The following is a 26335-nucleotide window of genomic DNA, read 5'->3' as shown; positions in this document are numbered from 1 at the left end:
TTTATAAAAAATCGGGATAGTAACCGTTTGTGCGCTACCCGATAAAAAAATTATTGGCCGTCTTCTCTGCCGGCTGAAGGCATTATATTTTTTTACCAGGAAGATATTAATGAAAAGTAATAAATTCAACTTTCCGCTAAAGTTGGGCGCAATCGTCGTTTCTCAGGCGTTGTTTATGGGCCATACGCTGGCGGCCACGCCTGCCGCATCCGGCTGCACGGCAGGCGTGGCTGATTCCCTGACCGAAATGTTCACCTGCGGCTCGGTCACCGGCAGCCTGCGTACCCTGTATTACTCCACCCACAATGCCTATTTTTCACCAGGCTACTCTCAGGACACCGTCAGTTACGGCGGCAGCGTGAAGTATGCAACAGCGGAATACTACGGCCTGAGCCTTGGCGTCAGCGGTATTCTCCAGCGCGGTATTTCGCATAACGACGACCATCTGATCGCCGAACTCGGCCCTAACCAGACCGGCGTGGGCGAAGCTTATCTGAGCTACCACTATCAGGACTTCCGCATTACAGCCGGTGACCAGCGCATCAATATTCCCTTTATCGGCGACTATGACTGGCGTATCACACCGATTCTATTCCGCGGTGTTGACACTCATTACGGCGACAGCGACAACTTCCTGCACGCCACCAAAATCACCCGCTACAAACCGTGGGGCGACGACCAGTTCCTCAATACCACTGCTTATACTGATGCCGACGGTACCACCAACGGCATGTGGGGTGTTGGCGGCGGGCGTGCCGTTAAGCTGGATAATAAAAAGCTTAACGGTCAGCTTTGGTACGAGAATTACGATAACTACAGCAGAATAGTGTACGCCGACAGCTTCCTGTCCTGGTCTGATTCACCGTCCCAGCCAAAAATCGGTGTTCAGTTTATTCGTGGCCTGAGCGAAGGCAAAGCGCTGGCTGGCGAAGTTAACAGCACCAGCTACGGTGCACAGTTCGTGATGAATTTCACCCCGGTATTGAAATGGTCCCTGAACTACGACCACATCGCGGCCAACGGTAATGCCTACGGTAACGGCGCGCTGGTGACGCCTTACGCACACAACACCTCCTCCGGCCCATATTTTGCGCAACCGTTCTTCACCAGCACTCAGGATCTCGGCAGCGGCAATGCTTACTCAACCGATCTGAACTGGACCGCTACCGACAATATCTCTTTGGGCAGCCGCTATTCCTTTATGGATTTGACCGCCAGCGCCGGCGCATCCAGCAGCAATCAGTCTGAATATCTGGTGTACGGTACCTACAGTTTCGATGGCGTACTCAAAGGGTTGAGCATCACGGATTTTGCCGGTGTGCAAACCACCTCAACGTCGGACAAGAATTTCTGGCAGAACCGTCTTGCCCTGGAATATGATTTTTAAATATCCCTTAGTGCGGCGGTAATGTCACAGCGGTTTTCTGCGCGTCTGGCTGCACCTTGTGCAATGCCTTTTCAGCCCGCGCTGCGGCCGCACTTTCCCCCCTATCCCGCACTACCTGCACAAGCAGACGCAGTTGCCCGACGCTCAGGCCAACCCGCAAACTGGCACGCGTGTGTGGCAGCCGCGTTGCTCCCATTCCCGGCGTGGCGGATAAAGCGCCAACCTCCCGCTCAAGCCCACCTGCTAACCTGTTTTGTGATTGTTGCGCTTCACCGCCGGTTAGGCTTTATGTGGTTCATGAAGCCTTCAGGAAATACCTCAGCATCATGCTCATCTAAGCAAAAAATAAGAGACTTATCAGACACAACCTAGCCCCCTGCAGCTATATTTGCTGTAAATAAAAGCATGTTATTAAAAACAGTATTGACACCACTTTCAAAATGGGTAAATTAGGATTCAACAGCGGTGAAGTGGTAGTTCGCTGTTATAAGTTGAAAGTGTTAGTAAGGTAACAAAAGTAATTTGCGATAAAGGCCACGTATTTTGTTGTATGGGATTACGGATGCTAAGAAGCGTTTTTTTACATCGGTAATGTTTTAAGGCCACGTAGTTAGAGTCGTTAATCGCAAATCTGGGGAAGTAGCGCGACGATGTAAGGCTATGTTTTTAAAGTTATTGCTTGCGATTGAGTTGGGTACGTTAGTTCAGTTAAGCGATCGCAACGGAAGTCAAGCCACGCATCAAAGAGTATATGTCGCGAGGGGATGTACTTGTTTAAAGTGCCATTTTTGAAGGTGATGAAAATGGTGGGTAAAGTAACGAGAAAATAGAGGGAGGTTTTAGTTAGTATCAGCACCCAATATTATCTGTGATAAACGTGTACATTTAAAGTAGTACCATAAGTAGTACCCATATTAAGTCCATGAATGTTAAATCTTAAATCAGTAGTTCCTTAAAAGCCCTGGCTGCAACGGTCAGGGCTTTTTTGTATCTGCTTTTTGCATCTACTCCGTTGCTCTCCTCTATCAAGCGACTCCTGAGTGACCACCTCGTCCCCGTTCCCTAAGATGATTCAGCCCTGTACGGGCACGAGCGGAGCTGATTCCAGCCCGACACAACGCCTGTCCTTAAGCTCCTCCCCATTGCTGGCAGTCGCACGCGCCGGCGTATTATGCTAAACCATGTCGCTGACGATGTAGTCTGCTGGCTGTCGTTGCCACTCATGCACTAAACGGAGGTTATCATGATTTTTTTAGGCTACGTCACTTCGCGGACATACCTGCGCTGGCCGGATCCTCCGCGCTGGTTAGCCAATTTTAGCTTTTATGAGCATCATCAATCCGCGCCTATTGCGGCTGAGCCCGGCACGATCATTCAGGCGGTACAGAACCTGGACATGACGGCGGACCCGATTATTAACGCGCTGCTAAAACTGCGTAAATTACCCGGCAGATGCTATCAGCATTTTACGCAGCATCCCTCCCCCCACACCGTTGACGTCAATGATTTTGGCTTTGCCACATTCACCCCGCTGCATCAAACCAGCCGGGAGCTGGTTCTCGGACTTACCGGCCAGTTCTGGCGGCCCACGATGGCGGTTCATCGCCTCCCCGACGCCGAAGCATTCGCCCGCTTTAACGAGGCTGATGCCGCGAAGCTTATTCTGTGTTTTCGGGTCGTCACGGTCGACGGCGAGCACCGGCTGGTCACCGAGACCTTCGTGCACTGCCCTACCCCACGGGTAAAACGGCGCTTCGCCTGCTACTGGGGAGTTATCCGCCCGGCAAGCGGCTGGATCCGTCGGCGAACCCTGCTTGCGGTGCAGCGTCAGCTGGCGCTGGAAAACGGCGAGGGCTAGAGGGGGTATGAGGAAAAGGCAGACACCGTCAGATGTCTGCTTTAGCCTGCGGCGCGGACATTACCAGCCGCAGACGTTGGTCTCTTCGTCCGATTCATAGCCGCGGACGATATTAACCAGATCCTTCACCGCATCGGCGGCAATGAGCGGATCCTGTAATTCGACGAGGGTAGCAAATTCTTTATCTACCGATATGCCGTTATTATTATTGGTCACCGACAGAACAAAGCCTTTGCCCTGCTCATTATCCACCGACAGTGAACCAATAAGTTCTGCTACCGCCTGCACCGCAATATCGGGAACATAAAGCGCCATCGCTTTCAGATAGACTTTAGCCTGTTTTTCATCATTGTTGCCGTTAACAACCGCTAATGAATAGCCTTTATTTTCACTGTTCATAAGTTCAGCTTTATCCCTCTATCAGAATTTTAGGATCGACATAGAAATCCACGTTAAAAACGGTATCTTCCGTCAACGCTTCAATACGGTGCCATTTTTCCGCCGGAAAGACGCCGAACTGGCCGGCCTCTATCGTCATCGTTTCGACAGGTTCAGGGGCGGTTTCATCCGTATAGCCATAATAGCGTATAGCGCCCTGCATGACCGCCAGACGAGGGTAGACGCCCTGCCGCGTGCCGGCATCAAGATGTCGCTGCCAGATTGACGCCGGTGCCGTTTCTTTGGTCCATAGCGGGGTTGTGCGGGTATGCACGTAGTGGGTAGGAATAACGATACGCTGCATGATTCGGCCTCTCTTTCCGCACCATTGAGCACGGTCGGGAACGGGGAAATATATTGCATATGATATACCCCTTTTAATCACTGCGGGTATTATTTTTTAAGAAATTTCACTCTACCCCTATTTATACCCAACAAGGATTATCTTTATTAAATATAAGGTAAGACGGATCGGTATTAGCCGATCCGCAGCAAAGAATTAACCCTGAGCTATTTATTACTGGCGGTATTCAGCGGCCCCGGCTTGCCAATCAGGTAGCCCTGCACCAGGTCGCAGCCTAATTGCTGAAGAGATTTTAATTGCTCATCCGTTTCGACGCCTTCCGCTACGATCCGCATATGCAAGCTTTTACCCATGCTGATAATCAGCCGGACAATATCGAGGTCATCTTTCTGCGCGGGAATATTAATCACAAATGAGCGATCGATTTTAATCTTATCAAACGGGAAGTAGCTGAGTCGTGATAATGAGGAGTATCCGGTACCGAAATCATCAATAGAAATCTGGATCCCCAGCTCGCGCAGCTGGCTGAGGATTTCTAAAGAGCGCGTGTTTTCATTAAATACATCTGATTCCGTAATTTCCAGGTCAAGGCGGCGCGGATCCAGCCCCGTGTGCTTTAGCACCGAGATAACGGTATCGGTCAACGAGCTGTTGATCAGCTGAACGGGCGATACGTTGACCGACACTTTGAGCGGCGATGACCAGCTCGCCGCTTCCTCACAGGCGGTTTTAAGCACCCACTCCCCGAGCGGGTTAATCATGCCAATCTTTTCGGCGACGGGAATAAATATTGTCGGCGGCACCATGCCGCGCACCGGATGGAACCAGCGTACCAGCGCCTCATAGCCATAAATCTCGCCGCTCATCGTATCGGCAATCGGCTGGTAGTAAACGCGGAATTCCCCGTTATCGAGCGCCTGCAGCAGGTCGTCCTCAAAGGATTTATTCTCCTGCAGGCGCTGGAGCATCCCCGGGCGGAAGATCTGGACGGTGCCCGAACCCTCTTTTTTCGCCTCATAAAGCGCAAGATCGGCGCATTTATATAAATAATCGGTACGGGTTTCCCGGTCAGAGATAACAATCCCGATGCAGGCATCAATATTGATCAGCGAATCATAGACCTGATACGGCTGGCTAATCTTCTCGCGGATCACCGTCGCCCGCGCCAGAGCCTGCTCTTCGCTTAAATCACAGGAGACCAGCGCAAACTCATCTCCCCCGAGCCGGTACAGGGTTTCGGAGGTTCTGCGGAAAAAGGAGAGCCGGCTGGCAAGATCCTGCAGCAGCTTATCCCCGGAATCGTGGCCCAGCGTATCGTTAACGTCCTTAAAATTGTCCAGATCGAACAGCATCACCACCGCCGAGCCGTTATATGGCCGAACCTGATTGACGATCTCCTGCAGCTTTTGCCAGAAGGAGAGGCGGTTCGGCATCCCGGTCAAGGAGTCATGATACGCGTCGTATTGCAAACGCCGGTTTTGCACCTGGAGCTTCTCTTTTGACGCCTGCAGATCGTTCGCCAGCAGCTTCATGCGGACGTGCGCGCGGCGCAGGTTGTTATTTTGCCGCAGCATTAACAGGCCTAAAGAAATACACATGGTGATCAGCAGAATAGAAATAATCGAATAGATAAAATAGAGATTCTGTATTTTATCGTGGGTCCGGTTAACAATATTAATATCCTGCGCCAGCGACATTGACGCCAGCCCGGTCATAGGGCCATCGAGCGCGCCCATGCGCTGCAAAATCGGCTTTACCTGCTGCGGGGTGATGGTATCCAGCTGCTTATCAAGCTGATACAGAATCGCGATCAGGTTCTCAATCGTCGCCCGGCGCCCCGCATCCTTACGAATAAACTCGCTCGGCTCCCCCTGCTCTAGCGGTTTGATCTGGCCCATCATGATCTCCAGACGCAGCCGGACATCATCCCGATCGACCCCTTCAACGCCCAGGGCATAGGAGCCCAGATGCGCTTCCAGCCGCATATACTCAGAGACTATCTGCGCGATTGACCACGAATCGGTGTAGCGGGTCAACTTTTGCAGCTCGCTCTGTCGCTCATGCACCAGATAGGTAATGTATCCGGTGATAACGAAAAGCGACAAAATAATGGCAGTGAGTATTCGATTCAAGATCAAACCCTTAGAGCCTATCCCATTAGGCTGTTTTATTTATCAGTTTGCTCCTGGGCAGAGCTCAAAATTTCTGCGTACGCCGTATACGCCTTGATTCCTGAGCCCTGCCGGTGTCCAAACCCTGTGCAACAATTACGCCTGGCGGGACAGGCTATTACTCGATAATAATTTTCGCAACCTGCCACGCCGATCGGGAATAATAGATTTGATTTTGTAAATCAGGACTGCTGTCGTAAGGATAAACAATAAACAGCGGGCCCTTATCGCGAACGCGCATATATTCACCGTTCATTTTTAAAGCCAAAATAACGGGGAATTTATGGAAATCATCAATCGGCACAATCGTCGTATAGTCATTGAGGGCGATAACCCGCGCCGACTTACCCTTTGCTGCGACTAAGTCCATGAGCTTGCTAAGGGAAATTCCGTCAAAACGGATTTTCCCGGAGAACCACGGGGTGGTGGTTTCGACGGTCTGCATGCCCAGCTTCTCTAATGCCGCGCGATCAAACACCGCGGTATCGCCTACATTTGTATTTCCAATAAGGCCGGAAATGGTTAAAACGGGCTTGCCCTGAGGCGCGGGCAGTTTTTCTGCAAATGCATTTGGTAAAACTATGAAACAAAATAAAACTGCGAAGAGTAAACGCATTTAACTCACCATTTCCAGGATTGGAGATCTGTTAATTGTAAACCATTTACAGCAATTCTTAAAAGATGTCATCGGAAGGTTGTGAGCTGTTCAATTAAAAAAGAATCCATAATTTCAGAACCTTCCGATCGCCCGCTGATGACAGGCCGTAGAATGCACATTTTTTGCCGTTAATGCATGACGACGGGTAAAAATCTTTTCTCTCGCCCGGCGGCGCGGTAGTCTCTTTGATGACGCCGTTAAGAGTGCGTCTCATTCCAATAACGATAACGTAGCAACAGCACAGATTGACAGGACAGGTATGGACTCAACGCTTACATCCCCCCGCCCCGCTGGGGAAGCCCGCTCACTTCATCGCGCGCGAAGAGCGGCGTGGGGCAGCTTCGCCGGCGCCGTGGTCGACTGGTACGACTTTTTGCTTTACGGCATCACCGCCGCCCTGGTGTTTAACAAGGAGTTTTTCCCACAGATAGGCCCGGCCATGGGCACGCTGGCGGCCTTTGCCACTTTTGGCGTCGGTTTTCTATTCCGCCCGCTGGGCGGCATTATCTTCGGCCATTTTGGCGACCGCCTCGGGCGCAAGCGGATGCTGATGATGACCGTCTGGATGATGGGGATCGCCACCGCCTGCATTGGCCTGCTGCCCTCGTTCAATCAAATCGGCTGGTGGGCGCCGGTGCTGCTGGTGCTTCTGCGCGCGATCCAGGGCTTTGCCGTGGGCGGCGAATGGGGCGGCGCGGCGCTGCTCGCCGTCGAGAGCGCGCCGAAGAATAAAAAGGCCTTCTACAGCAGCGGGGTTCAGATTGGCTATGGCGTCGGCCTGCTGCTCGCAACCGGCCTGGTGTCGCTCATCAGCGCTAATACCAGCGACGAACAGTTTTTGAGCTGGGGCTGGCGTCTCCCCTTCCTCTTCAGCGTAGTGCTGGTGCTGGCAGCGCTGTGGATCCGCAACGGCATGAGCGAATCGGCTGAGTTTGAGCATCAGCAGCAGCAGAAAAAGATGCCCACCGCGGCGAAAACGCGCCTGCCGGTCGTCGAAGCGTTATTCCGCCATCCCGGCGCCTTTTTGCTGATTATCGCGCTGCGCCTGTGCGAACTGCTGACGATGTATATCGTTACCGCCTTCGCCCTCAACTACTCCACGCAAAACCTCGGCCTGCCGCGGGAGCTGTTCCTCAACATCGGCCTGCTTGTCGGCGGGATCAGCTGCCTGACCATTCCGTGCTTCGCCTGGCTGGCGGATCGCTTTGGCCGTCGGCGCATCTATATTACCGGCGCGCTGATCGGCACCCTGAGCGGCTTCCCGTTCTTTATGGCCCTCGAAAGCCACTCCTATTTTTGGATCCTGTTCTTCGCGCTGATGCTGGCCAATATCGCCCATGATATGGTGGTTTGCGTGCAGCAGCCGATGTTCACCGAAATGTTCGGCGCCAGCTACCGCTACAGCGGCGCCGGCGTGGGTTACCAGGTCGCCAGCGTCGTTGGAGGCGGCTTTACCCCCTTCATCGCCGCCGCGCTGGTCACCTTCTCCGGTGGCTCCTGGCACAGCGTCGCCATCTATCTGACCGCTGGCTGCCTGCTCTCGGCCATCACCGCCATGCTGATGAAAAAGCCTCAGCACGCCTGACGGCGCCAGGGACGGCGGAAGAGCGTCGTCCCTAAGGAGACCCCATGAACCAGCACAACAGAGCGGCCTGCTGGCCGCAGCGCTTCATTCATCAACAGCTGCCGCTGCAGTACCACGCAGACCCGACGCTTGCCGAGCTGCCGCTGTTCGAGCGGGCCCGCGGCGGCGAAGCGCTGGCCCAGCTGTGGCAGGCCCCGCAGGGATTCGTGGTTCCCGGCAGCTACCGGAAATTTAGCCAGCTCTCCGCCGTTAGCGAACGTTTTGCCGCGCGCGGCTGGCCGGTGTGGCTGCGCCGCTCCGGCGGCGGCCTCGTGCCGCAGGGGCCGGGGATCGTCAATCTCAGCCTTGCCTGGCCGGTCTATCAGCCGCTGGGCGAGGCCGCTGAACCTATCTATCTGATGCTCTGCGGTCTGCTGCAGCGCGCGCTGGCGACCTTTGGCGTCGATGCCCACTTCCAGGCGGTAACCGGCTCGTTTTGCGACGGACGCTATAACCTCGCCTGCGGTCAGGGGGATCAGGCGCGTAAAATTGCCGGGACCGCGCAGTACTGGCGGCCGATGGCGGAGGGCCGCGGTCATGTGGTGCTCGCGCATGCGGTGATCCTGATCGATGCCGATCCGATCGCCGCGCATCAGGCGGCCAATGATTTTGAGTCACAGCTGGGCAGCGGTCGGATTTACCACGCGGATAAAACCATCACCCTCGCCCAGCATCTGGCCGGTGAAAAAGATCTGCTTTCCCGCTTCCGCCAGGCGCTGGCGATCGAGCTGCAAAATCTTAGCTGAAGGTACTTTTCAGATAGCGGCTGAAAGTCTCTACCGCCCGCGATACGCGCGGCGCGTAGGGGCGGATGACGTACAGACTCCCGGCAAACACGTCCACCGGCCGCCAGCCGGGCAGCAGCACCTGCACCTCTGTGCGCGCTATCGCCTCCCGGGCGCTAAAATCGGGCAATAGCGCAATCCCAAGCCCCGACAGCACCGCATCGCGAAGCGATTCGCTGTTATTCGTGGCGAAGGGGCCGCGCACCGGCACGCTCACGCGCTCGGCGCGATCGTCGTCAGATTCAAACGTCCACTGCGGGCTTTGCGAACCGCGCGGGTAGGTCAGACACTGGTGATGGCGTAGCGCATCGGGGGATTCCGGGGCGCCAAAGCGGCGGATATACGCCGGGGAGGCAACAATCAGCGTGGTGGTTTGGCACAGCGTCCACGCGACGTGGGTATCCGGCAACGCCTCGCGTCGGCAGTGACGGATCGCGAGGTCAAATCCCTCGCTGGCAAGGGATACCAGCCGGTCGGTGACCTCCAGCTGCAGCTCAAGCTGCGGATGCTGATGCAGAAACGGCGTCATCGCCGGGACCAGCTGCTGGCGCGAAAAGGCAACCGGGGCCGTCACCCGCAGCGTACCGCGCAGCGGCCCCTCTTCATCACGGGTGCCGTTAAAGATATCGCGCAGCTGGCCGAAGGGGGCGTTCAGCTCAGCCACCAGCCTGATCCCGTCTTCACTGAGCGTCACGCTGCGGGTGGTGCGGTGGACCAGCGTCTTGCCGGTTACCCGCTCCAGCTCGCTGATTTTCTGGCTGACTGCCGATTTACTGACCGCCAGCTTTTCCGCCGCGCGGGTGTAGCTCTTCTGCTCTTCCAGCACCGTGAGCCAGTACAAATGGGTCCAGAAAACGTCGGGGCGCGGATCGCTCATCTCGATTGTTCACCTGTAAAAACAATGAATTCAAATATAGCGGTTTTTGCCCGTCGTCACATTGGATAGCATCGGTTTTGTCCACTCATCGTACATAAGACAATAAGGATGACCTGCTATGCCGCTCCTGACATTTGACGTGATCGAAGGTCGCAGTGAAGATGAAATAAAAACGCTGCTCGACGCCGCCCACCGCGCCGTACTGCATGCCTTCAAGGTACCTGAACGCGATCGCTACCAGATTGTTCATGAAAACAAGCCTCACCATATGGTGATTGAGGATACCGGTTTAGGCCTGACGCGAAGCCACCGGCTGGTGGTAGTGAGGGTGTTCACCAGCCCACGCAGCGAAGAACAAAAACAGCTGTTCTACGCGACGCTGCTCGCCGAGCTGCAGGAACACTGCGGGCTGAGCCCCGATGATTTAATGGTTTCGGTGATAAGCAACCAAAAAGGCGACTGGAGTTTTGGCCGCGGCGTGGCGCAGTATCTGACCGGCGAGCTTTAGCCGCTCACCGCCGGCCCTCGCCGACGGCGGCGCTACGCCCTCGGCGCAGCGGCCATGCGCCTGCGCGCCTTTTGTTCAATATTTTCCAGCAGCTCCTGGACGTCATCTTCATCAATATCGAGGAACTGGCCATCGAGCAGCGCGGCGTGAATGTCCTCGCGGGTCACCGCAAGCCCCAGCGGAACGACTTTGCTTTTCACCTCTTCCGCCGCCAGCGGGTGCGGATAGCGGCGCCCAACGAGGTTATTAAATACGATCGCCAGCAGGGCCAGCATGGCGGAGTTCAGCAGTACCGGCGTCAGCACGAAGTGATAGCCTTCGCTGTGTACGCCGGCGCCGCCGAGGATGGCCGTCAGGGCCACGGCGCCGCCCGGCGGATGCAGGCAGCGCAGGAAATACATGCCCGCAATCGCCAGCCCGGCCGCCAGCCCGCAGGCCAGCGCAAGGTTGGGCACCAGCACGCCCACGGTTACGCCAATCAGCGCCGACAGCACGTTACCGCCGACAATCGACCACGGCTGCGCCAGCGGACTGCTGGGCACGCCAAACAGCAGCACCGCCGAAGCGCCCATAGGGGCGATAAACCACAGGTTGACTTCACCCAGCAGCCAGTGGCTGAACATACTGGTGACCGCCAGCCCCGTCCCTGCGCCGAGGGAGCCGAGGAGAATATGCTTTCTGGCAACCGGCAGCGCGTGCGGCTTCAGGCGACCGATAAAAATGCGGATCCGCGAAAACAGCGCGGAAGGTAAAACGCTTAACATTTCACTGCTCACTCACGTCATATAAATTACTTATATTTTATTTTCTTTTTTTAACCATATTTTAACAACCACGCATTTATCATGCCTATTTCCCCCTCACCCTGTCCGCCTGCCAGCCATTGACCCCGGCTATGTGATTTCAGCCTACTGCGCTAGAATCATCCCCGTTCGGAATTTCTCCCACTCTACGGATTGAAGGCATAATACGTTGAATAATAATATTAATTTAGAGAAAGAAGTGGCATGGGCCAGCCAGAACATGCCGCGCACCCTGCGCCAGGTAGCCGAGCTTCCCGACCTGAGCCAGGTACGACTGGCCTGCTGTATGCATCTGGATATGAAAATGATCCCGCTGGTGCAGGGCATCCTGGAAAAGGGCGCGCAGGTCTTTTTAACAACCTGCAACCCAACCACCGTACAGGACGACGTCGTTAGCTGGCTGGTGGCGCGCGGCGCAGAAGCCAGCGCCTGGCGCGATATGAGCGATGCCGACTGGCAGCAGTCGTGGGAAAAGGCCATCGCCTGGGGGCCGACGCATCTGTGTGAAATGGGGGCCGATATCACCACCCTACTCCACCAGCGCGGCGAATTTGGCAATATCGTGGCCGGGTTGGAAGCGACCGGTTCAGGCGTCAGCCGGCTGGGCGATATTCGCCCGGGCTATCCGATTTTTAACTGGGACGATCTGCCGGTTAAAGAGGGCCTGCATAACCGCCATATGGTCGGCCTGACCGCATGGCACACCTTCTTCCAGACCACCCATCTCACGCTGCATGAGAAAAAAGTGCTGGTGATCGGCTATGGCCTGGTGGGCCAGGGCGTTGCCGCCGCCGCGAAGGCCTTCGGGGGCCAGGTGATGGTTGCCGAAATCGACCCCGCCCGTCGCCTGCAGGCGGCTTACGACGGCTGGCATGTCGTCGAACTGCAGGACGCCATGGCTTCAGCTGACGTCGTCGCAACGGCAACCGGCGCTAAAAAAGTGGTTAACAGCAGCGCGCTGGATAAAGCGAAAGACGGCGTATTTATCCTTAACGTTGGTCACGTTGCGGAAGAGATTGACTGCGGCTACCTGCGCCAGTTCAGCCATGAAGAGGTGATGCCGTATATCAACGCCTATCAAATGGGCGCTAAAACCCTTTACCTGATGGCCAACGGTTCGATGCTCAACCTGACCGCCGGTTTTGGCGATAGCCTGAACGCCTTTGACGTGACCCTGGCGGTGATGACCAGCGGTATCAACCATATCGTGACCGACGGTATGAAGGCCGAGGCCGAGGTCTATCTGCTGCCGCAGAGCGTGTGGCAAAAAGCGCTGTAAGCCGAATAGCATCAGGGCGCCTGACGGCGCCCTGCTTGGCGGTTTAGCGACTCTCCGGCAGGACGATATTGCTCTCCGCCAGGGTCCCCATCTCGTTAAACACCGTACAGGCTGCCTCCACCAGGTGCATCGCCAGCGCCGCGCCGCTCCCCTCGCCCAGACGCATCCCCATATCCAGATACGGCTCAAGCTGCAGATGCTCAAGCGCAATGCGCGCCCCCTTTTCCGCCGACAGATGCGAGGGGATCAGATAGGGATGAACGCCTGGCGCAATGCGGCAGGCCGCCAGCGCCGATGCGTAGGAGAGGAATCCGTCCAGTATCACCGGCAGCCCGCAGGAGGCGGCCCCCAGCATCACGCCGGTCATGCCAACCAGATCGAAACCGCCAACCTTTGCCAGCACCTCGAGACCATCCTCAGCCCGCGGCTGATTGACAGCAATGGCCCGACGCACCACCTCCGCCTTATGCGCCAGCTGCGACACAGGCAGGTTCGCCCCAATGCCGACCGTATCCTGCGCATCGCGCCCGGTCAGCACGCTCAGCACCGCCGCCGCCGGCGTGGTGTTCGCCATTCCCAGCTCGCCGACGCCGAACAGCGTCACGCCCTGAGCCGCCAGCTCGCGGGTATAGCCGATGCTCGCCAGCAGCAGCGCCGTCGCCTGCTCGCGGCTCATTGCCGCCGTTTGCGCAATATTGCCGCTGCCTCGCGCCACTTTTAGGTCGACAAGACCGGGGATCGGATCGGCATCGATCCCAACGTCAACCACCCGAACTTTTGCCCCCGCCTGCGCCGCAAGGACGCAAACGCCGGTGTTTTGCCGGGTCATGTTTCTCGCCTGAATCGCGGTAATTGCCTGGGGCGAGATAGCCACGCCCTCGTGCCAGACGCCGTGATCGGCGCACATCACCACGATGGCTTTTTCTGCCAGCCGCAGCTGGCCTTTCAGCCCAGGCATGCCGGCAAGCTGTACCGCCAGCGCCTCCAGGCGGCCGAGGCTGCCGGGCGGTTTTAATAAACCATCAAGATGCTGCTGCGCCTGGGCCATCGCCGCCCGATCCGGCTGCGGAATGTCGGCAATGAGGGCCGAAAGTGTGTCCATGATGTTCCTCGTAGCGCTTAAAGGGAGCGGACCATTGCGCCCGTATTCTCTGCGTTCGGGCCAGAAGTCTGCGTTATACGGCGGTTCGCCATACACAAGAAAGGAGTCGTTCAGAGGGAATGCCTGGGATAACTCCCGGCGACGAGAACCGCCGCCGGGCTGGGTCGAGGAGATTACTCTTCGACCTTCGCTTCGCCGATTACTTTCAGCTTTTTGGAAATGTCGCGGCGCTCTTTAGAGAGCTCAGCATTTTTGATGATGTAATCATCAACGCGATCTTCGTAATCGCTCTTCATGCTGGCAATGATGCCCTGGATAGCTTCAACGCTCATGCCCGGTTTGATGTAGTCGCTGAGGTTGTCCAGCAGCAGTACGCGCTTCTGGTTATCGCGGATCTTTTTCTCAACGTCCTGAATTTCACGCTGCAGCTTATTCTTACGACGATACAGACGAACAAACTCCAGTACGTCCTGGAAAGAAGGCTTAGTTGTTTCCATTTTTATACCCCTAATATTTGAGATTCGGATTCGCTAAAGCGACTGCAATATAGGGCTAACATAACTGTTAGCAGCCGCTGATGACAATGTTTTTTCCTTTAGGGTTATCATACCCCTAAATGCTGCTGAATCGAAGCAACCTGTGGGTCGATGTCGCGCATCTGGTTTTTATTTACGCAACGCCCGACAGATCAAATTCGACAGCAGCTCAAGCTGGCGCGCCATCTCTATGGTTAGCCAGACGTAGCCGTGTATCGGCGTTTCCGAGAGATTTTCGCCCGGGTGCTCTTTGATAAGCTGGCGCAGTTCGGCGACGATCTCATTGAGCTTTTCAGCGTTAGCGCGGATCGGCTGCGGGTTACCTTCATAGAGGGCGTGGGCGATGGTCAGCAGCGTTTGCTGGGTCATTTGCTGAGTTTCGCGCAGCGTACGGGAGTTTAGCATCACAAAGTGCCCCGGCCGCGACACCCAGTAAGCGTTAACCTGCAGCTCAAGCATACAGACCAGGTTACGGCTGACGGTCTGAATTGCCTCGAAAATGGCCTTCTGGATATGGGTCTCTTTGCTCGCCGGCGTAATCAGTCCGCGCATTTTTACCACGTCGTTGAGGACTTTTTGCAGGTGTTTTTCCAGCCGCGGGCGCTCGACCAGGTTTGGTGAGATCCCGGCCTGATACAGGCGATTAAGGGCAGTGACGTAATTTGCCATCTGGATACGCCAGTGCAGAAACGCCCGCTGCGGCCAGATGCCGGTAAACAGCATCGCCAGCAGGGAGCCGAAGATAACGTCGCCGCTTCGCCACAGCGCGGTGTTCATGTCCCCCGGCGGCGCCCCTACCACCACCGCCAGCGTGATGCCAATCAGCAGCGCCTGATAGGGTTTTTTCCCTAAGGCCAGCCAGCCGCAGAGGAACATCGCCGCCGCGCACCACAGCACCATCACGGGTAGGGAGATAAGCTCCAGCTTGAGCGCCACCAGCCCGAGCGCAGAGCCAAGGATGGTGCCGCCGATACGCTGAAACGCGCGCGGCACCACGTTGCCCCAGAACGATATCGGCCCCATCACCACCACCAGCGTAATCAGCGGCCAGGTGCCTTCCGGTACGTTCAGCAGCCGTACCAGTAAAAAAGTGAGAACAAAAGCCAGCGCGATGCGAATGCCATGCACGATTCGGTAATGTCGATACAGGCGAATTTCGAAAGGCTTAAGTGATTTATCAGCGCGCACGACCCTCTCCGCTAAGAAGAAAAGGCCGATTGTAACTGCTTTTTCACCGCAAGCATCACGCTAATGTAAGAAACCTTGTTTATTCCGTGGGTAAGCGCCTACCCGCCGATACGCTCAACGGGCACGTACATTTCGATATCCCAGTGGCCGTCGCGATTGCCGTCGTTAAGATAGAGCTCAAAGCAGGGTTTTGCCGCCAACTGGTACTCTTTGCTTTGCAGCAGGTTCTCAAAGAACTGCAGCCAGGGCGTGGAGAAATCATGATTCAGCACCCGCGCGCGGGCAATAGCGTACTCTCCGCCGACGATCCCGGTCAGAATCACCCCTTCGCTATTGGCAGGAATGACGAAGTCGTCGTCCACCGTCACTACGGTGTCGCAGCGCAGCTTCTCTGCCGGAACCTGATCCGGGTTATCGTAATAGACGGCGATCCACTCCCGGGCCGGGATCTGGCGGCTGTTGACCCATACCGCCAGCTGCTCAAAACCCTGCTTAACGGTCTGCTCCCAGGGCCCTACCATATGAAAACCGGCGATTTTACGCGCGCCGACGGACTTAACGCTGTAGTTCATATTGCCTCCGCGATTGATAGAAAGTACTGTATAAATATACATACAATGTAGCAGGCAGCTAAAAAACAGTATGTGCGCGGATTCACAGAGTCGCCATTGGCCGGCGTTGAAAAAATGATTCAGGAAGCGGGTACGCAGAACGGATAATTGACTCAAGGGGCTGGGCCGTCCGGCGCTGCCGGGCTGGCCTCTGCGCTAGCGTCGGCGTGGATGCCTGCCGCCGGCGGTTACAGCCTAAAAGGAAGCTCAATCCCCATACTGGCTCCCAGATCGTCGCTGTCGCTGTGGTTAGCGTCGGTATACCACACGGAAGTGCTGAGACGCACGGTGGGCATCGCGTCGCCGCTCCAGCCTAACTGCACGCCTTTTAGGGTATCGGCGTGCGGGAAGGCTTTATTAATCCGCTGATTTTTCGGGTTCACCTCGGCGTAGATCAGCCGTACGCTCCAGCGCCGATCCTCCTCGGTCACCAGTTCGACCTTGCCGGCGTACAGGCGCCCGTCGCCGCCCATCGCGTCGCCTGGCGGGTAGCCCTGCTGGTAGTAGCCATCTTTGTAGATAAGGTTGAGCTGTTGCCGGTGACGCGCAGGTCGGCTTTTAACGCCCTCAGGCGCTGGTTCACCCGGCTCAGCACTGCTCTCTCTGCGGGCGTTGTCGGATGCGCGTCGGCCAGCGCGCGGCCGATCTCCTCTTCGCTCAGGGGCCAGGTCGATAAACTCAACGATAGGATTCCGCGATCGGATAACCAGGCTAAATCATTGCGGACGTCGTTATCGGCCAGAACCAGACCAGAGGCAAAGCCTGCGGGACTCAAAACGGCCGCAAGCCCCAGAGAAAGCGCACTACGCGCGAAAAATTTCATCTTCCCAGCGCCATTTCAGGCGCACGGGCGCCGGAGAATGTCCTTAAAGGGTGAGCAGGTACGGTAATTGACTGAAACTAAAAGAATCGCCAACCAGCGCCACAACGGCTGGGGCGAGAAAGGGTGCCGCTCCGCAGGAGAGCGGCACCGGGGGCTACAGCTTGTGGTGCAGATAATCACTCATGCGCGAGAACACGCCGCCCTTGCCAACGCTTTCCAGCGTCACCAGCGGCCAGTGGGCCACGACCTTGTCGCCGTCGTAGAGCGAAATTTCACCAACCCGCTGATTGGCGGCGATCGGCGCTTCCAGCTCTTTCTGGTCCAGCACATATTTGGCCTTGATTCGCGAAACCTCCGACTTCGGCAGCGCTAACCAGAAGTCCTGGTCGGTACCGAGCTGGATCTGCTCCTTATCGCCATACCAGATGTGCTCGCTGCCCACTTTTTTGCCTTTTTGCAGCACCTGGACGGTGTCGAAGTTTTGCTGGCCCCAGTGCAGCAGTTTGGCCGCCTGCTGCTCGCGCCCTTTCGGACTCTCGGCCCCCATCACCACCGCAATCAGGCGGCGCTGGCCGTCGACGGCAGAAGCAATAAGGTTAAAACCGGCGCCGGAGGTATGGCCGGTTTTCAGGCCATCGACGTTCATGGTTTTATCCCACAGCAGGCCGTTGCGGTTCTGCTGGGTGATCCCGTTCCACGTCAGGCTTTTCTGACTGTACATATGGTACACGTCAGGCTCGCCGTGAATAATCGCCCGCGACAGGACCGCCAGATCGTAGGCCGAGCTATGCTGCCCCGGCGCGTCCAGCCCGTGTACGGTTTCAAAATGGGTATCCTGCAGGTGCAGCTTTTGCACATATTCGTTCATCAGGGCGACGAACTGCGGCTGGCCGCCGGCAACGTAGTCGGCCAGCGCCACGCAGGCGTCGTTCCCGGAGTCAACGATAAGCCCGCGGCTTAAATCGCGGACGCTGAGCCGATCGCCAGGCTTGAGGAACATCAGCGATGAACCATCGAATACCGGGTTGCCCTTCGCCCAGGCATCTTTGCCGACGGTGACCATATCGTCAAAGGTGATGCGGTGGCTGTCGATGGCGCGGTCGACGACGTAGCCGGTCATAAGTTTCGTCAGGCTGGCGGGGTTGCGCTGCTGATGTTCGTTACCGGCGGTCAGGATCTGACCGGTGGTGTAGTCCATCAGCACCCAGGAGCCTGCCTGGATGGAAGGCGGCGTCACGGTGACGGGAAAATCATTAGCGGCAAAGGCGCAAGAAACGCTCGAAGCGAGCAAAGTTACAGCAATAAAAAAACGGCCTTTCAACGGCATATCCTCAAGATTTACAGATTCGCCGTCCTTTTTACGGAAGTTCTCCTTTCATATCATGGTTTAATTGCAAGAAAATATGACACGATAAACGCCCTGCGCGGCCGATGCCCTTCTGATGCCCGGGCAAATCGTTTACCATAGCGCGTCATACTTCAGCAGCCTGTGCGTTGGCTTTATGACACGGCTCATCCCTGAGCATCGGCCTTACGGGCCGCTGCGACACGGCGTGCAGATCCGTTGCGGACAGATTTGTCGTTTACCGCGAACGATTTAGAGTACGGACGCCAACCACCACGGAAAATAGACAGACTATGCAAGATAGCGCCAATCAGCCCGGATTTTTATTCCACGACTACGAAACCTTTGGCACCCGTCCGTCCCTTGACCGGCCGGCGCAGTTTGCCGCTATCCGCACCGACGCGGATCTTAACGTCATCGGCGAGCCCGAGGTGTTCTACTGCAAGCCGGCTGACGACTATCTGCCGCAGCCGCAGGCGGTGATGATTACCGGCATCACGCCGCAGGAAGCGATCGCCAAAGGCGACAACGAAGCCGCCTTTGCCCGCCGCATTCACGACCTGTTCACGGTGCCAAAGACCTGCATTGTGGGTTACAACAACGTGCGTTTCGATGACGAAGTCAGCCGCAATATTTTCTATCGCAACTTCTACGATCCTTACGCCTGGAGCTGGCAGCACGATAACTCGCGCTGGGACCTGCTGGACGTGATGCGCGCCTGCTACGCGCTGCGCCCCGAAGGCATCAACTGGCCGGAAAACGACGACGGCCTGCCCAGCTTCCGCCTTGAGCATCTGACCGTGGCCAACGGCATCGAGCACAGTAACGCCCACGATGCGATGGCCGACGTGTATGCCACTATCGCCATGGCCAGGCTGGTCAAAACCCAGCAGCCTCGCCTGTTCGACTACCTGTATACCTTCCGCAATAAGCGCAAGCTGGCGACGCTGATTGACGTGCCGCAGATGACGCCGCTGGTCCACGTCTCCGGGATGTTCGGCGCCGCGCGCGGCAACACCAGCTGGGTGGCTCCGCTGGCGTGGCATCCGGATAATCGCAATGCGGTGATCATGGTCGACCTTGCCGGCGATATGTCGCCGCTGCTGGAGCTGGACGCCGACGCGCTGCGCGAGCGGCTGTATACCGCCAAAGCCGACCTCGGCGACCTGCCGGCGGTACCGGTCAAGCTGGTCCATCTCAATAAATGCCCGGTGCTGGCCAAGGCCAATACGCTGCGCCCGGAAGATGCGGAGCGTCTGGGCATCAACCGCCAGCGCTGCCTCGATAACCTGCAGCTGCTGCGCGGCCAGCCGCAGGTGCGGGAAAAAGTGGTGGCTATTTTCGCCGAGGCGGAGCCGTTTGTGCCTTCCGATAACGTCGATACTCAGCTCTACAACGGCTTCTTCAGCGATGCCGACCGCGCGGCGATGAAGATTGTGCTGGAGACCGATCCGCGCAACCTGCCGGCGCTGGACATTACCTTCGCCGATCAGCGTATCGAGCGCCTGCTGTTTAACTATCGCGCGCGAAACTTCCCGGGCAGCCTTGATGAAGCCGAGCAGCAGCGCTGGTTAGAGCATCGTCGGGAGGTGTTTACGCCGGAGTTTTTGCAGGCTTATGCCGATGAGCTGCAGATGTTGCAGCAGCAGTATGCTGACAATAATGAGAAGCTGATGCTGGTGAAAGCGCTATGGCAGTACGCGCAGGATATTGTTTAGAATAAATAAATTCCCGGACTGCGCGACGCAGACCGGGAACGGTTATTTACCCTTTCGCGCGGCTGGCGATAATCGCCTCCGCCACGTTACGCGGGGCCTCCGCGTAATGATGGAACTCCATGCTGTAGGTCGCCCGCCCCTGGGACATCGAGCGTAGCGTCGTGGAATAGCCGAACATCTCGGCCAGCGGCACGTCGGCGCGAATAATCTGGCTGCCGAAGCGCTCTTCCATCCCCTGCACCATGCCGCGGCGTGAAGAGAGATCGCCCATAATGTTGCCGGCATACTCTTCCGGGGTTTCCACCTCCACATGCATCACCGGTTCGAGAATCACCGGATCGGCCCTGCGCGCGCCCTCCTTGAAGCCGAAAATAGCCGCCATGCGGAAGGCCATTTCCGAGGAGTCGACGTCGTGGTACGAACCAAAAGTCAGGGTCGCTTTGACGTCCACTACCGGATAGCCTGCCAGCACGCCGGTACCCATCGCTTCGCGCAGGCCTTTTTCCACCGAAGGAATGTACTCGCGCGGCACCACCCCGCCTTTGGTGGCATCTTCAAAGACGAAGCCGCTACCGGGCTCCAGCGGTTCGAGCGTCAGCACCACGTGGCCGTACTGCCCCTTGCCGCCGGACTGGCGGACGAATTTACCTTCCACCTCTTTCACCGTTTTGCGGATCGTCTCGCGGTAGGTTACCTGCGGGCGGCCGATATTCGCCTCAACGCCAAATTCGCGCCGCATCCGGTCAACGATAATTTCCAGATGCAGCTCGCCCATCCCGGAAATAATCGTCTGCCCGGACTCCTCGTCGGTGTGCAGGCGGAACGACGGATCTTCCGCCGCCAGGCGCTGCAGCGCGATGCCCATTTTCTCCTGATCCGCTTTGGTTTTCGGCTCGATTGCCAGCGAAATCACCGGCTCCGGAAACTCCATCCGCTCCAGGGTGACGATCGCATTCGGATCGCACAGCGTGTCGCCGGTGGTGACGTCTTTCAGGCCAACGCAGGCGGCGATATCGCCGGCGTGCAGCTCGTCCACCTCGTGGCGATCGTTGGCGTGCATCAGCACGATGCGACCGATACGCTCTTTTTTACCTTTAACCGGGTTATAGACCGCATCCCCTTTCTTCAGGGTGCCGGAATAGACGCGGATAAAGGTCAGCTGGCCCACGTAGGGGTCAGTCATCAGCTTGAACGCCAGCGCCGAAAGCGGTTCATCGTCGGCAGGATGACGCTCCGCCGGCCGGCCTTGCTCATCAACACCCTGAATCGCCGGGATATCCAGCGGGGACGGCATCAGTTCAATGACCGCATCGAGCATCCGCTGGACGCCTTTGTTCTTAAAGGCGCTGCCGCACAGCACCGGCTGGATCTCTCCGGCAACGGTGCGCTTACGCAGCCCGGCGACGATCTCAACCTCGCTCAGATCGCCGGTTTCGAGATATTTGTCCATCAGCTCATCGCTGGCTTCCGCCGCCGCTGAGACCATTTTTTCCCGCCACTGGCGGGCGGTTGCCAGCAGATCATCCGGCACCGGCGCATAGCTGAAGGTCATCCCCTGGGTCGCATCGTCCCACAAAATGGCGCGCATTTTGATGAGGTCAACGACCCCGACGAAGTGCTCCTCGGCGCCGAGGGGAATCACCACCGGCACCGGGTTGGCCTTCAGGCGGTCGATCATCATCTGCACCACGCGGAAGAAATCGGCGCCGGGGCGGTCCATTTTATTGACGAAGGCCAGCCGCGGGACGTGATACTTATTCGCCTGCCGCCAGACGGTTTCCGACTGCGGCTGCACGCCGCCGACGGAGTCGTAGACCATCACCGCGCCGTCGAGTACCCGCATGGAGCGCTCGACTTCAATGGTAAAATCGACGTGCCCGGGGGTGTCGATGATATTAATCCGGTGCGGCTCAAAGCTGCGGTCCATGCCGGGCCAGAAGCAGCTTACCGCGGCGGAAGTAATGGTTATCCCGCGCTCTTGCTCCTGCGCCATCCAGTCGGTTGTTGCCGCGCCATCGTGTACTTCACCCAGCTTATGGCTCATTCCGGTATAGAACAGAATGCGCTCAGTGGTGGTGGTTTTACCGGCATCGATATGCGCGGAGATACCGATGTTGCGATAACGTTCGAGGGGGATGGGTCGGGGCATGATGCGTCCTTAGTCATTTTGACTGTCAGTGAGCGGCGAAATCGCCGCGGTTCGTTCAACGGCCTCTATCATAGTACAACTGTACGAGTATATTCGAACTATTTTTGCTATCGTTACTATCGGTGAAGCTGCAGCACCGCGCGTGGCTTTAGCGATTGAGTTTGGGTATATTACCGGCCAGCCGCCGATACGGGCTGCTGTTCCGCGGAACAGAGCAACCGCCGACACAGGAATATTATGATCGCCAATCACCCCGAACGTGAACAAATCCGCCTTGAAAATGTTCTTTTTGCCCTTGGCAATCCGATGCGGCTGGAGATTATTCGCATCCTCGCCGACGGCAGCGAACAGAGCTGCAACGCCCTGCGCCATGAAGACGTTGCCAAGTCCACCATGACCCACCACTGGCGCGTGCTGCGCGATAGCGGCGTGATATGGCAGCGCCCGCAGGGACGGGAGAATATGATTTCGCTGCGCAGGGAGGATCTGGAGGCGCGTTTTCCCGGACTGCTGGATACGCTACTCAGAGTGATGCGCCAGGAAGCGCAGGAGTGACGGAAACAAAAAAGCCGGAGGTCTCCCCCCGGCTTTTTTCATTCTGATGCGCGATCAGGCAATGTCTTCGTACTGCGGAACCGGGTTACGGAAACGACGGGTTACGCAGGCCAGGTAGACCAGGCCGATGGTGCCCCAAATCAGGCCCAGAACCATAGAGCTCTGCTCCAGGTTGACCCACAGTGCGCCAACGGTCAGCGCGCCGCAGGTTGGCAGCACCAGGTAGTTAACGTGGTCTTTCAGAGTCTTGTTACGCTTCTCGCGGATCCAGAACTGCGAAATGACCGACAGGTTAACGAAGGTGAAGGCCACCAGCGCCCCGAAGTTAATCAGCGCCGTCGCGGTGACCAGGTCGAATTTAATCGCCAGCAGCGCAATGGCACCCACCAGCAGCACGTTAAACGCCGGGGTACGCCATTTCGGGTGAACGTAGCCGAAGAAGCTGGTCGGGAATACGCCATCGCGGCCCATCACGTACATCAGACGGGAAACGCCCGCGTGTGCGGCCATACCGGAAGCCAGAACGGTCACGCTGGAGAAGATCAGCACGCCCCACTGGAAGGTTTTGCCCGCCACGTACAGCATGATTTCAGGCTGCGACGCGTCCGGATCTTTAAAGCGCGAGATATCCGGGAAGTACAGCTGCAGGAAGTAAGAGGCGCCGATGAAGATCATCCCGCCAATCAGCGCGGTCAGGAAGATAGCCTTCGGGATCACGCGCTCTGCGTCTTTGGTCTCTTCAGACAGAGAAGAGATACCGTCAAAGCCGAGGAACGAGAAGCACAGAATGGTCGCACCGGTAATCATCGGCACCACGTGGGCCCCTTCGGACCAGAACGGACGGGTGCTGGTCAGCGTACCGGCGCCTTCACCGTGCATGATACCGTAGATAATCAGGCCGACGATAACCGCCACGATGCCCATCTGCAGAACCACAATCAGGGTATTGAAGTTCGCCACCGCCTTGATGCTGCGCAGGTTGGACACGGTCATAAAGCCGACCAGCGCCACCACGAAGATCCACGACGGAACGGAAGGCATCAGCGCTTCAAAGTAAATCTTCGCCAGCAGGATGTTGATCATCGGCATAAACAGATAGTCGAGCAGCGATGACCAGCCAACCATAAAGCCAACGGCCGGGCTGATAGATTTCTGAGCGTAGGTGTAGGCGGAGCCTGCAGACGGAAAACGACGAACCAGTTTACCGTAGCTCAGCGCCGTGAAAAGAATTGCGATCAGCGCGAAGGCGTAGGCCGTCGCAACGTGACCGTCAGTCAATCCAGAGACGATACCAAACGTATCGAACAGCGTCATCGGCTGCATATAGGCCAGGCCCATCATGACAACCGGAATCAACGTAAGCGTTTTACGTAATTCCACGCGAGAGGTTTTTGGAGTAGCGTTATGCGACATTGTGGTCATCCCCTTTTACGGCGAAAGCCATCGCGTAAGCAAAAAATTGCCCCATTTCTGTGTATTCCTCAGCGACAACAACTGTCGGTTTTTAGTAAATATCTATCCGGTACGAAGCCCGGCCTCTTGGTATTGAATGATGTGTCTTTAAAGCAAAAAAATAACCGACACTTTAAAAAGCGTCGGCTAGTTTCTGTTTTTCAGGCCGCGTATTTTGCAACATTTACTGGCCGGATGACAAGCCGTAGAAGAGCCAAAAAATTGCAGAAATTATTTAATAGCCTAATATTCATACAATTTTAGTATTGTATATCCTGCGAATAGCATTATTTGCTAAAACCGCATTCTGCCACCATCCGCTGGCGAGACCGGAAGCATCCTCATGCCAGCCAATCCACGCCCGGTAGAGCGGTTGATGGGCGGCAACCTCCTTCATTATCAGCTCGCCGAGGTCAAGCTGGGCCTGGGCCAGGTAGCGCGGCAGATAACCCCAGCCAAGACCGGCGGAAACCAGCGCCAGCAGGCCGGGAAAATCAAACGCCGCCAGATTCTCCTGATCGTCAGCGGACGGCCAGCCACCGCCGCAGATAATGGCCCGGTGGCGCTTCATTACCCGCCAGCTCAGCGGTTCCGGCAGCTGCGCCAGCGGATGCTGCGGGGCGACGACAAAAATATGCTCCAGCTCGCCGAGCGAAGTGAAACCATAGCCGCTGAGGGCTGGCGGATCGCTTAACGCGCCGAGCACGATATCCGCCCGCCCTTCGACCAGCGCCTCCCAGCGGTCGCTAACGGTCTCGCGGCTAAAGCGCAGCTGCGCCAGCTGGTGTTGCTGATAAAACTGGCCCACCAGCGGCGCCAGTAAAGAGAAGGGAAAGGTGGCGTCCACGGCAATGACCAGCGCGTTTTCCCAGCCCTGGTGCAGCTTAATCGCCTGTTTTTCCAGCTCCCGCGCGGTGTGGAGCACTTCGCGCCCCTTTTCCAGCAGCAGCTGGCCGCTGGGGGTAAAGCGTGCGCGGTGTCCGCTGCGGTCAAGCAGCTGAATATTAAGATCGCTTTCCAGCTTATGAATGGTGTAGCTCAGCGCAGAGGGCGTTTTATAAAGCTTTACCGACGCCGCAGCAAAGCTCCCCTCTTTTTCCAGCGCATCCAGAATAACGAGGACATCCAGCAGTGGTTTCATCGCCGCCCCCTTACGGTTCGCGATTTCCCGCTGACTGATTACTCCATCGGCATGACCAGCGGGTCCGGGTACTGATACTCAAACCCCAGCTCGTAGCAGATGCGGTTGCCGTCGATAATCTTGCCGGTATCGCCGTCCGGGTTATCGGCAAACACCGGTGCCGGCAGGCCAAGTTCGCGGGCCATCTGCGGATAGAAGACGCCGCGAGCGGGATGCTTTGGCGCACATATATTATAGATGTGTCCGCCCTTCGGGGCCTGCAGCAGCAGCTCAATCGCGGCGATAACGTCCTGCAGATGAACCAGATTGACCCCCTGCTGGCCGTCCGGCGCCGACTTACCGGCAAAGAAACGACCCGGATGGCGCGATGGCCCCACCAGCCCGGCGAGGCGTAAAATATCGACCGAGGTTCCCGGAAGGTTATGCAGCCAGTCCTCCAGCTCTTTAAGCACCCTGCCGCTGGCGGTTTGCGGATTGCGGGGGGCGCCCTCTTTCAGGGTGCCGCTGGCGTTGCCATACACCGAGGTGGAGCTGGTAAAAATTATCCGCGGAACGTGGTGGACTAACGCGGTATCCACAATTTCCTGCACCGCCTGCAGGTAGAAATCCTCCCCCGGGCCGGTACGGCGAGCCGGCAAGGTGATCACCAGCGCATCGACGTTCATTAATGCATCCAGATCTTCGGTGTCGCACACCAGCTGCGGTTCAAGTCGCAGCGGATAGCCGTCAATTCCGCACATCCGCGCCGCCTCCACGCCATCCTGCGTCGTCTTACTGCCGGTCACCTCCCACCCACGCGCCATCAACGATAGCGCAAGGGGCATACCCAACCATCCTAATCCGACAATCGCGACCTTTTTCATACTCTGGCTCCTGGCTCTTTCGCTGTGCTGACTTAAGGCTACGCCAGCCGGCGGCGGCTGACAATTTCTTCGGTGAATATGAAATGAATTAATGATAGTAAAAAGCCCTTGCTTTATGCCGCTGAACTGGTTTAGGTTAAAGGCATCAAATGCATAGTCA

General features: G+C 56.9%; 24 protein-coding genes and 2 pseudogenes. 8 read left to right on the top strand and 18 right to left on the bottom strand.

The features are described 5' to 3' along the window. Positions 1-109 precede the first annotated feature (109 nt). Positions 110-1387 (top strand): OprD family porin, encoded by a 1278-nt coding sequence (locus tag HCK03_RS08750; RefSeq protein WP_143716151.1) that lies wholly within the window; start codon positions 110-112, stop codon positions 1385-1387. A gap of 7 nt (positions 1388-1394) precedes the next feature. Here the strand turns inward: HCK03_RS08750 and HCK03_RS26280 are convergent. Further along, positions 1395-1610, bottom strand: a pseudogene (locus tag HCK03_RS26280) (hypothetical protein); the annotation flags it as partial. 1020 nt (positions 1611-2630) lie between these two features. On the opposite strand from HCK03_RS26280, the gene HCK03_RS08745 reads away from it, so the two are divergent. Beyond that, positions 2631-3245 carry a hypothetical protein gene (locus tag HCK03_RS08745; protein ID WP_167691414.1) on the top strand — a complete coding sequence of 205 codons (615 nt, stop codon included), beginning with the start codon at positions 2631-2633 and terminating at the stop codon, positions 3243-3245. 60 nt (positions 3246-3305) lie between these two features. Here HCK03_RS08745 and HCK03_RS08740 read toward each other — a convergent pair whose 3' ends face one another. From HCK03_RS08740 to HCK03_RS08725, 4 genes are all read right to left on the bottom strand, one after another. Further along, positions 3306-3644 (bottom strand): DUF1869 domain-containing protein, encoded by a 339-nt coding sequence (locus tag HCK03_RS08740; RefSeq protein ID WP_167691413.1) that lies wholly within the window; start codon positions 3642-3644, stop codon positions 3306-3308. A 10-nt stretch (positions 3645-3654) separates the two neighbouring features. Continuing rightward, a complete protein-coding gene (locus tag HCK03_RS08735) occupies positions 3655-3987 on the bottom strand; it encodes a TehB family protein (RefSeq protein ID WP_041146340.1) in 333 nt (110 codons plus the stop codon). Positions 3988-4193: 206 nt separating this feature from the next. Then, positions 4194-6119 (bottom strand): putative bifunctional diguanylate cyclase/phosphodiesterase, encoded by a 1926-nt coding sequence (locus HCK03_RS08730; RefSeq protein ID WP_041146341.1) that lies wholly within the window; start codon positions 6117-6119, stop codon positions 4194-4196. A gap of 157 nt (positions 6120-6276) precedes the next feature. Further along, complete coding sequence (locus HCK03_RS08725) at positions 6277-6774, bottom strand: putative pterin-binding protein (protein WP_041146342.1); 498 nt, start codon at positions 6772-6774, stop codon at positions 6277-6279. Positions 6775-7075: 301 nt separating this feature from the next. Here HCK03_RS08725 and shiA point away from each other — a divergent pair, with 301 nt between their 5' ends. Together shiA and HCK03_RS08715 are read left to right on the top strand one after the other, a co-directional pair. After that, entirely contained in the window at positions 7076-8401 is a 1326-nt protein-coding gene (gene shiA / locus HCK03_RS08720; RefSeq protein ID WP_167691412.1) for a shikimate transporter, read from the top strand. 44 nt (positions 8402-8445) lie between these two features. After that, positions 8446-9186, top strand: a complete 741-nt coding sequence (locus HCK03_RS08715) for a lipoyl protein ligase domain-containing protein (RefSeq protein ID WP_167691411.1) — start codon at positions 8446-8448, stop codon at positions 9184-9186. On the opposite strand, the gene HCK03_RS08710 is transcribed toward HCK03_RS08715, so the two are convergent. Beyond that, positions 9179-10102 (bottom strand): LysR family transcriptional regulator, encoded by a 924-nt coding sequence (locus HCK03_RS08710; RefSeq protein WP_135184279.1) that lies wholly within the window; start codon positions 10100-10102, stop codon positions 9179-9181. The genes HCK03_RS08715 and HCK03_RS08710 overlap by 8 nt on opposite strands. A gap of 118 nt (positions 10103-10220) precedes the next feature. On the opposite strand from HCK03_RS08710, the gene HCK03_RS08705 reads away from it, so the two are divergent. Next, positions 10221-10610 carry a tautomerase family protein gene (locus HCK03_RS08705; RefSeq protein WP_041146346.1) on the top strand — a complete coding sequence of 130 codons (390 nt, stop codon included), beginning with the start codon at positions 10221-10223 and terminating at the stop codon, positions 10608-10610. 32 nt (positions 10611-10642) lie between these two features. Here the strand turns inward: HCK03_RS08705 and HCK03_RS08700 are convergent, their stop codons facing one another. Next, positions 10643-11374, bottom strand: a complete 732-nt coding sequence (locus tag HCK03_RS08700) for an HPP family protein (RefSeq protein WP_041146347.1) — start codon at positions 11372-11374, stop codon at positions 10643-10645. 208 nt (positions 11375-11582) lie between these two features. On the opposite strand from HCK03_RS08700, the gene HCK03_RS08695 reads away from it, so the two are divergent. Further along, positions 11583-12692 (top strand): adenosylhomocysteinase, encoded by a 1110-nt coding sequence (locus HCK03_RS08695; protein WP_167691410.1) that lies wholly within the window; start codon positions 11583-11585, stop codon positions 12690-12692. A gap of 43 nt (positions 12693-12735) precedes the next feature. On the opposite strand, the gene cobT is transcribed toward HCK03_RS08695, so the two are convergent. From cobT to dacD, 7 genes and pseudogenes are all read right to left on the bottom strand, one after another. Beyond that, a complete protein-coding gene (gene cobT, locus HCK03_RS08690) occupies positions 12736-13794 on the bottom strand; it encodes a nicotinate-nucleotide--dimethylbenzimidazole phosphoribosyltransferase (RefSeq protein WP_167691409.1) in 1059 nt (352 codons plus the stop codon). A 173-nt stretch (positions 13795-13967) separates the two neighbouring features. Beyond that, on the bottom strand, positions 13968-14291 hold the full coding sequence (locus tag HCK03_RS08685) for a DUF496 family protein (protein WP_041146350.1): 324 nt from the start codon (positions 14289-14291) through the stop codon (positions 13968-13970). Positions 14292-14459: 168 nt separating this feature from the next. Then, positions 14460-15518: an FUSC family protein gene (locus HCK03_RS08680; protein WP_041146351.1), complete on the bottom strand. Its 1059-nt coding sequence runs from the start codon at positions 15516-15518 to the stop codon at positions 14460-14462. Positions 15519-15616: 98 nt separating this feature from the next. Beyond that, positions 15617-16090 carry a DNA gyrase inhibitor SbmC gene (gene sbmC / locus HCK03_RS08675; RefSeq protein ID WP_123551660.1) on the bottom strand — a complete coding sequence of 158 codons (474 nt, stop codon included), beginning with the start codon at positions 16088-16090 and terminating at the stop codon, positions 15617-15619. 227 nt (positions 16091-16317) lie between these two features. Then, positions 16318-16650, bottom strand: a pseudogene (locus tag HCK03_RS26600) (capsule assembly Wzi family protein); the annotation flags it as partial. After that, complete coding sequence (locus HCK03_RS26595) at positions 16557-16811, bottom strand: hypothetical protein (protein ID WP_407692381.1); 255 nt, start codon at positions 16809-16811, stop codon at positions 16557-16559. The pseudogene HCK03_RS26600 and the gene HCK03_RS26595, both read right to left, overlap by 94 nt. Positions 16812-17106: 295 nt before the next feature. Next, a complete protein-coding gene (dacD, locus tag HCK03_RS08665; protein WP_076945649.1) occupies positions 17107-18273 on the bottom strand; it encodes a serine-type D-Ala-D-Ala carboxypeptidase DacD in 1167 nt (388 codons plus the stop codon). Positions 18274-18590: 317 nt separating this feature from the next. Here dacD and sbcB point away from each other — a divergent pair, with 317 nt between their 5' ends. Then, positions 18591-20015 carry an exodeoxyribonuclease I gene (sbcB, locus tag HCK03_RS08660; protein ID WP_123551662.1) on the top strand — a complete coding sequence of 475 codons (1425 nt, stop codon included), beginning with the start codon at positions 18591-18593 and terminating at the stop codon, positions 20013-20015. A gap of 46 nt (positions 20016-20061) precedes the next feature. Here sbcB and fusA read toward each other — a convergent pair whose 3' ends face one another. Next, a complete protein-coding gene (fusA, locus tag HCK03_RS08655) occupies positions 20062-22164 on the bottom strand; it encodes an elongation factor G (protein ID WP_167691408.1) in 2103 nt (700 codons plus the stop codon). A gap of 237 nt (positions 22165-22401) precedes the next feature. Here fusA and HCK03_RS08650 point away from each other — a divergent pair, with 237 nt between their 5' ends. Continuing rightward, positions 22402-22719 (top strand): ArsR/SmtB family transcription factor, encoded by a 318-nt coding sequence (locus HCK03_RS08650; protein WP_041146359.1) that lies wholly within the window; start codon positions 22402-22404, stop codon positions 22717-22719. A gap of 54 nt (positions 22720-22773) precedes the next feature. Here the strand turns inward: HCK03_RS08650 and HCK03_RS08645 are convergent, their stop codons facing one another. From HCK03_RS08645 to HCK03_RS08630, 3 genes are all read right to left on the bottom strand, one after another. Beyond that, on the bottom strand, positions 22774-24132 hold the full coding sequence (locus tag HCK03_RS08645) for an APC family permease (RefSeq protein WP_041146360.1): 1359 nt from the start codon (positions 24130-24132) through the stop codon (positions 22774-22776). A 289-nt stretch (positions 24133-24421) separates the two neighbouring features. Next, positions 24422-25312: a LysR family transcriptional regulator gene (locus HCK03_RS08635; protein ID WP_167691407.1), complete on the bottom strand. Its 891-nt coding sequence runs from the start codon at positions 25310-25312 to the stop codon at positions 24422-24424. A 38-nt stretch (positions 25313-25350) separates the two neighbouring features. After that, a complete protein-coding gene (locus HCK03_RS08630) occupies positions 25351-26175 on the bottom strand; it encodes an SDR family oxidoreductase (protein WP_041146362.1) in 825 nt (274 codons plus the stop codon). Positions 26176-26335: the final 160 nt, after the last annotated feature.

Origin of the sequence: Klebsiella terrigena (assembly GCF_012029655.1) — a bacterium.
Lineage (GTDB): Bacteria > Pseudomonadota > Gammaproteobacteria > Enterobacterales > Enterobacteriaceae > Klebsiella > Klebsiella terrigena.
Note: the sequence above shows the minus strand (reverse complement) of the source record. Positions and strands in the feature narration are given on the sequence as shown.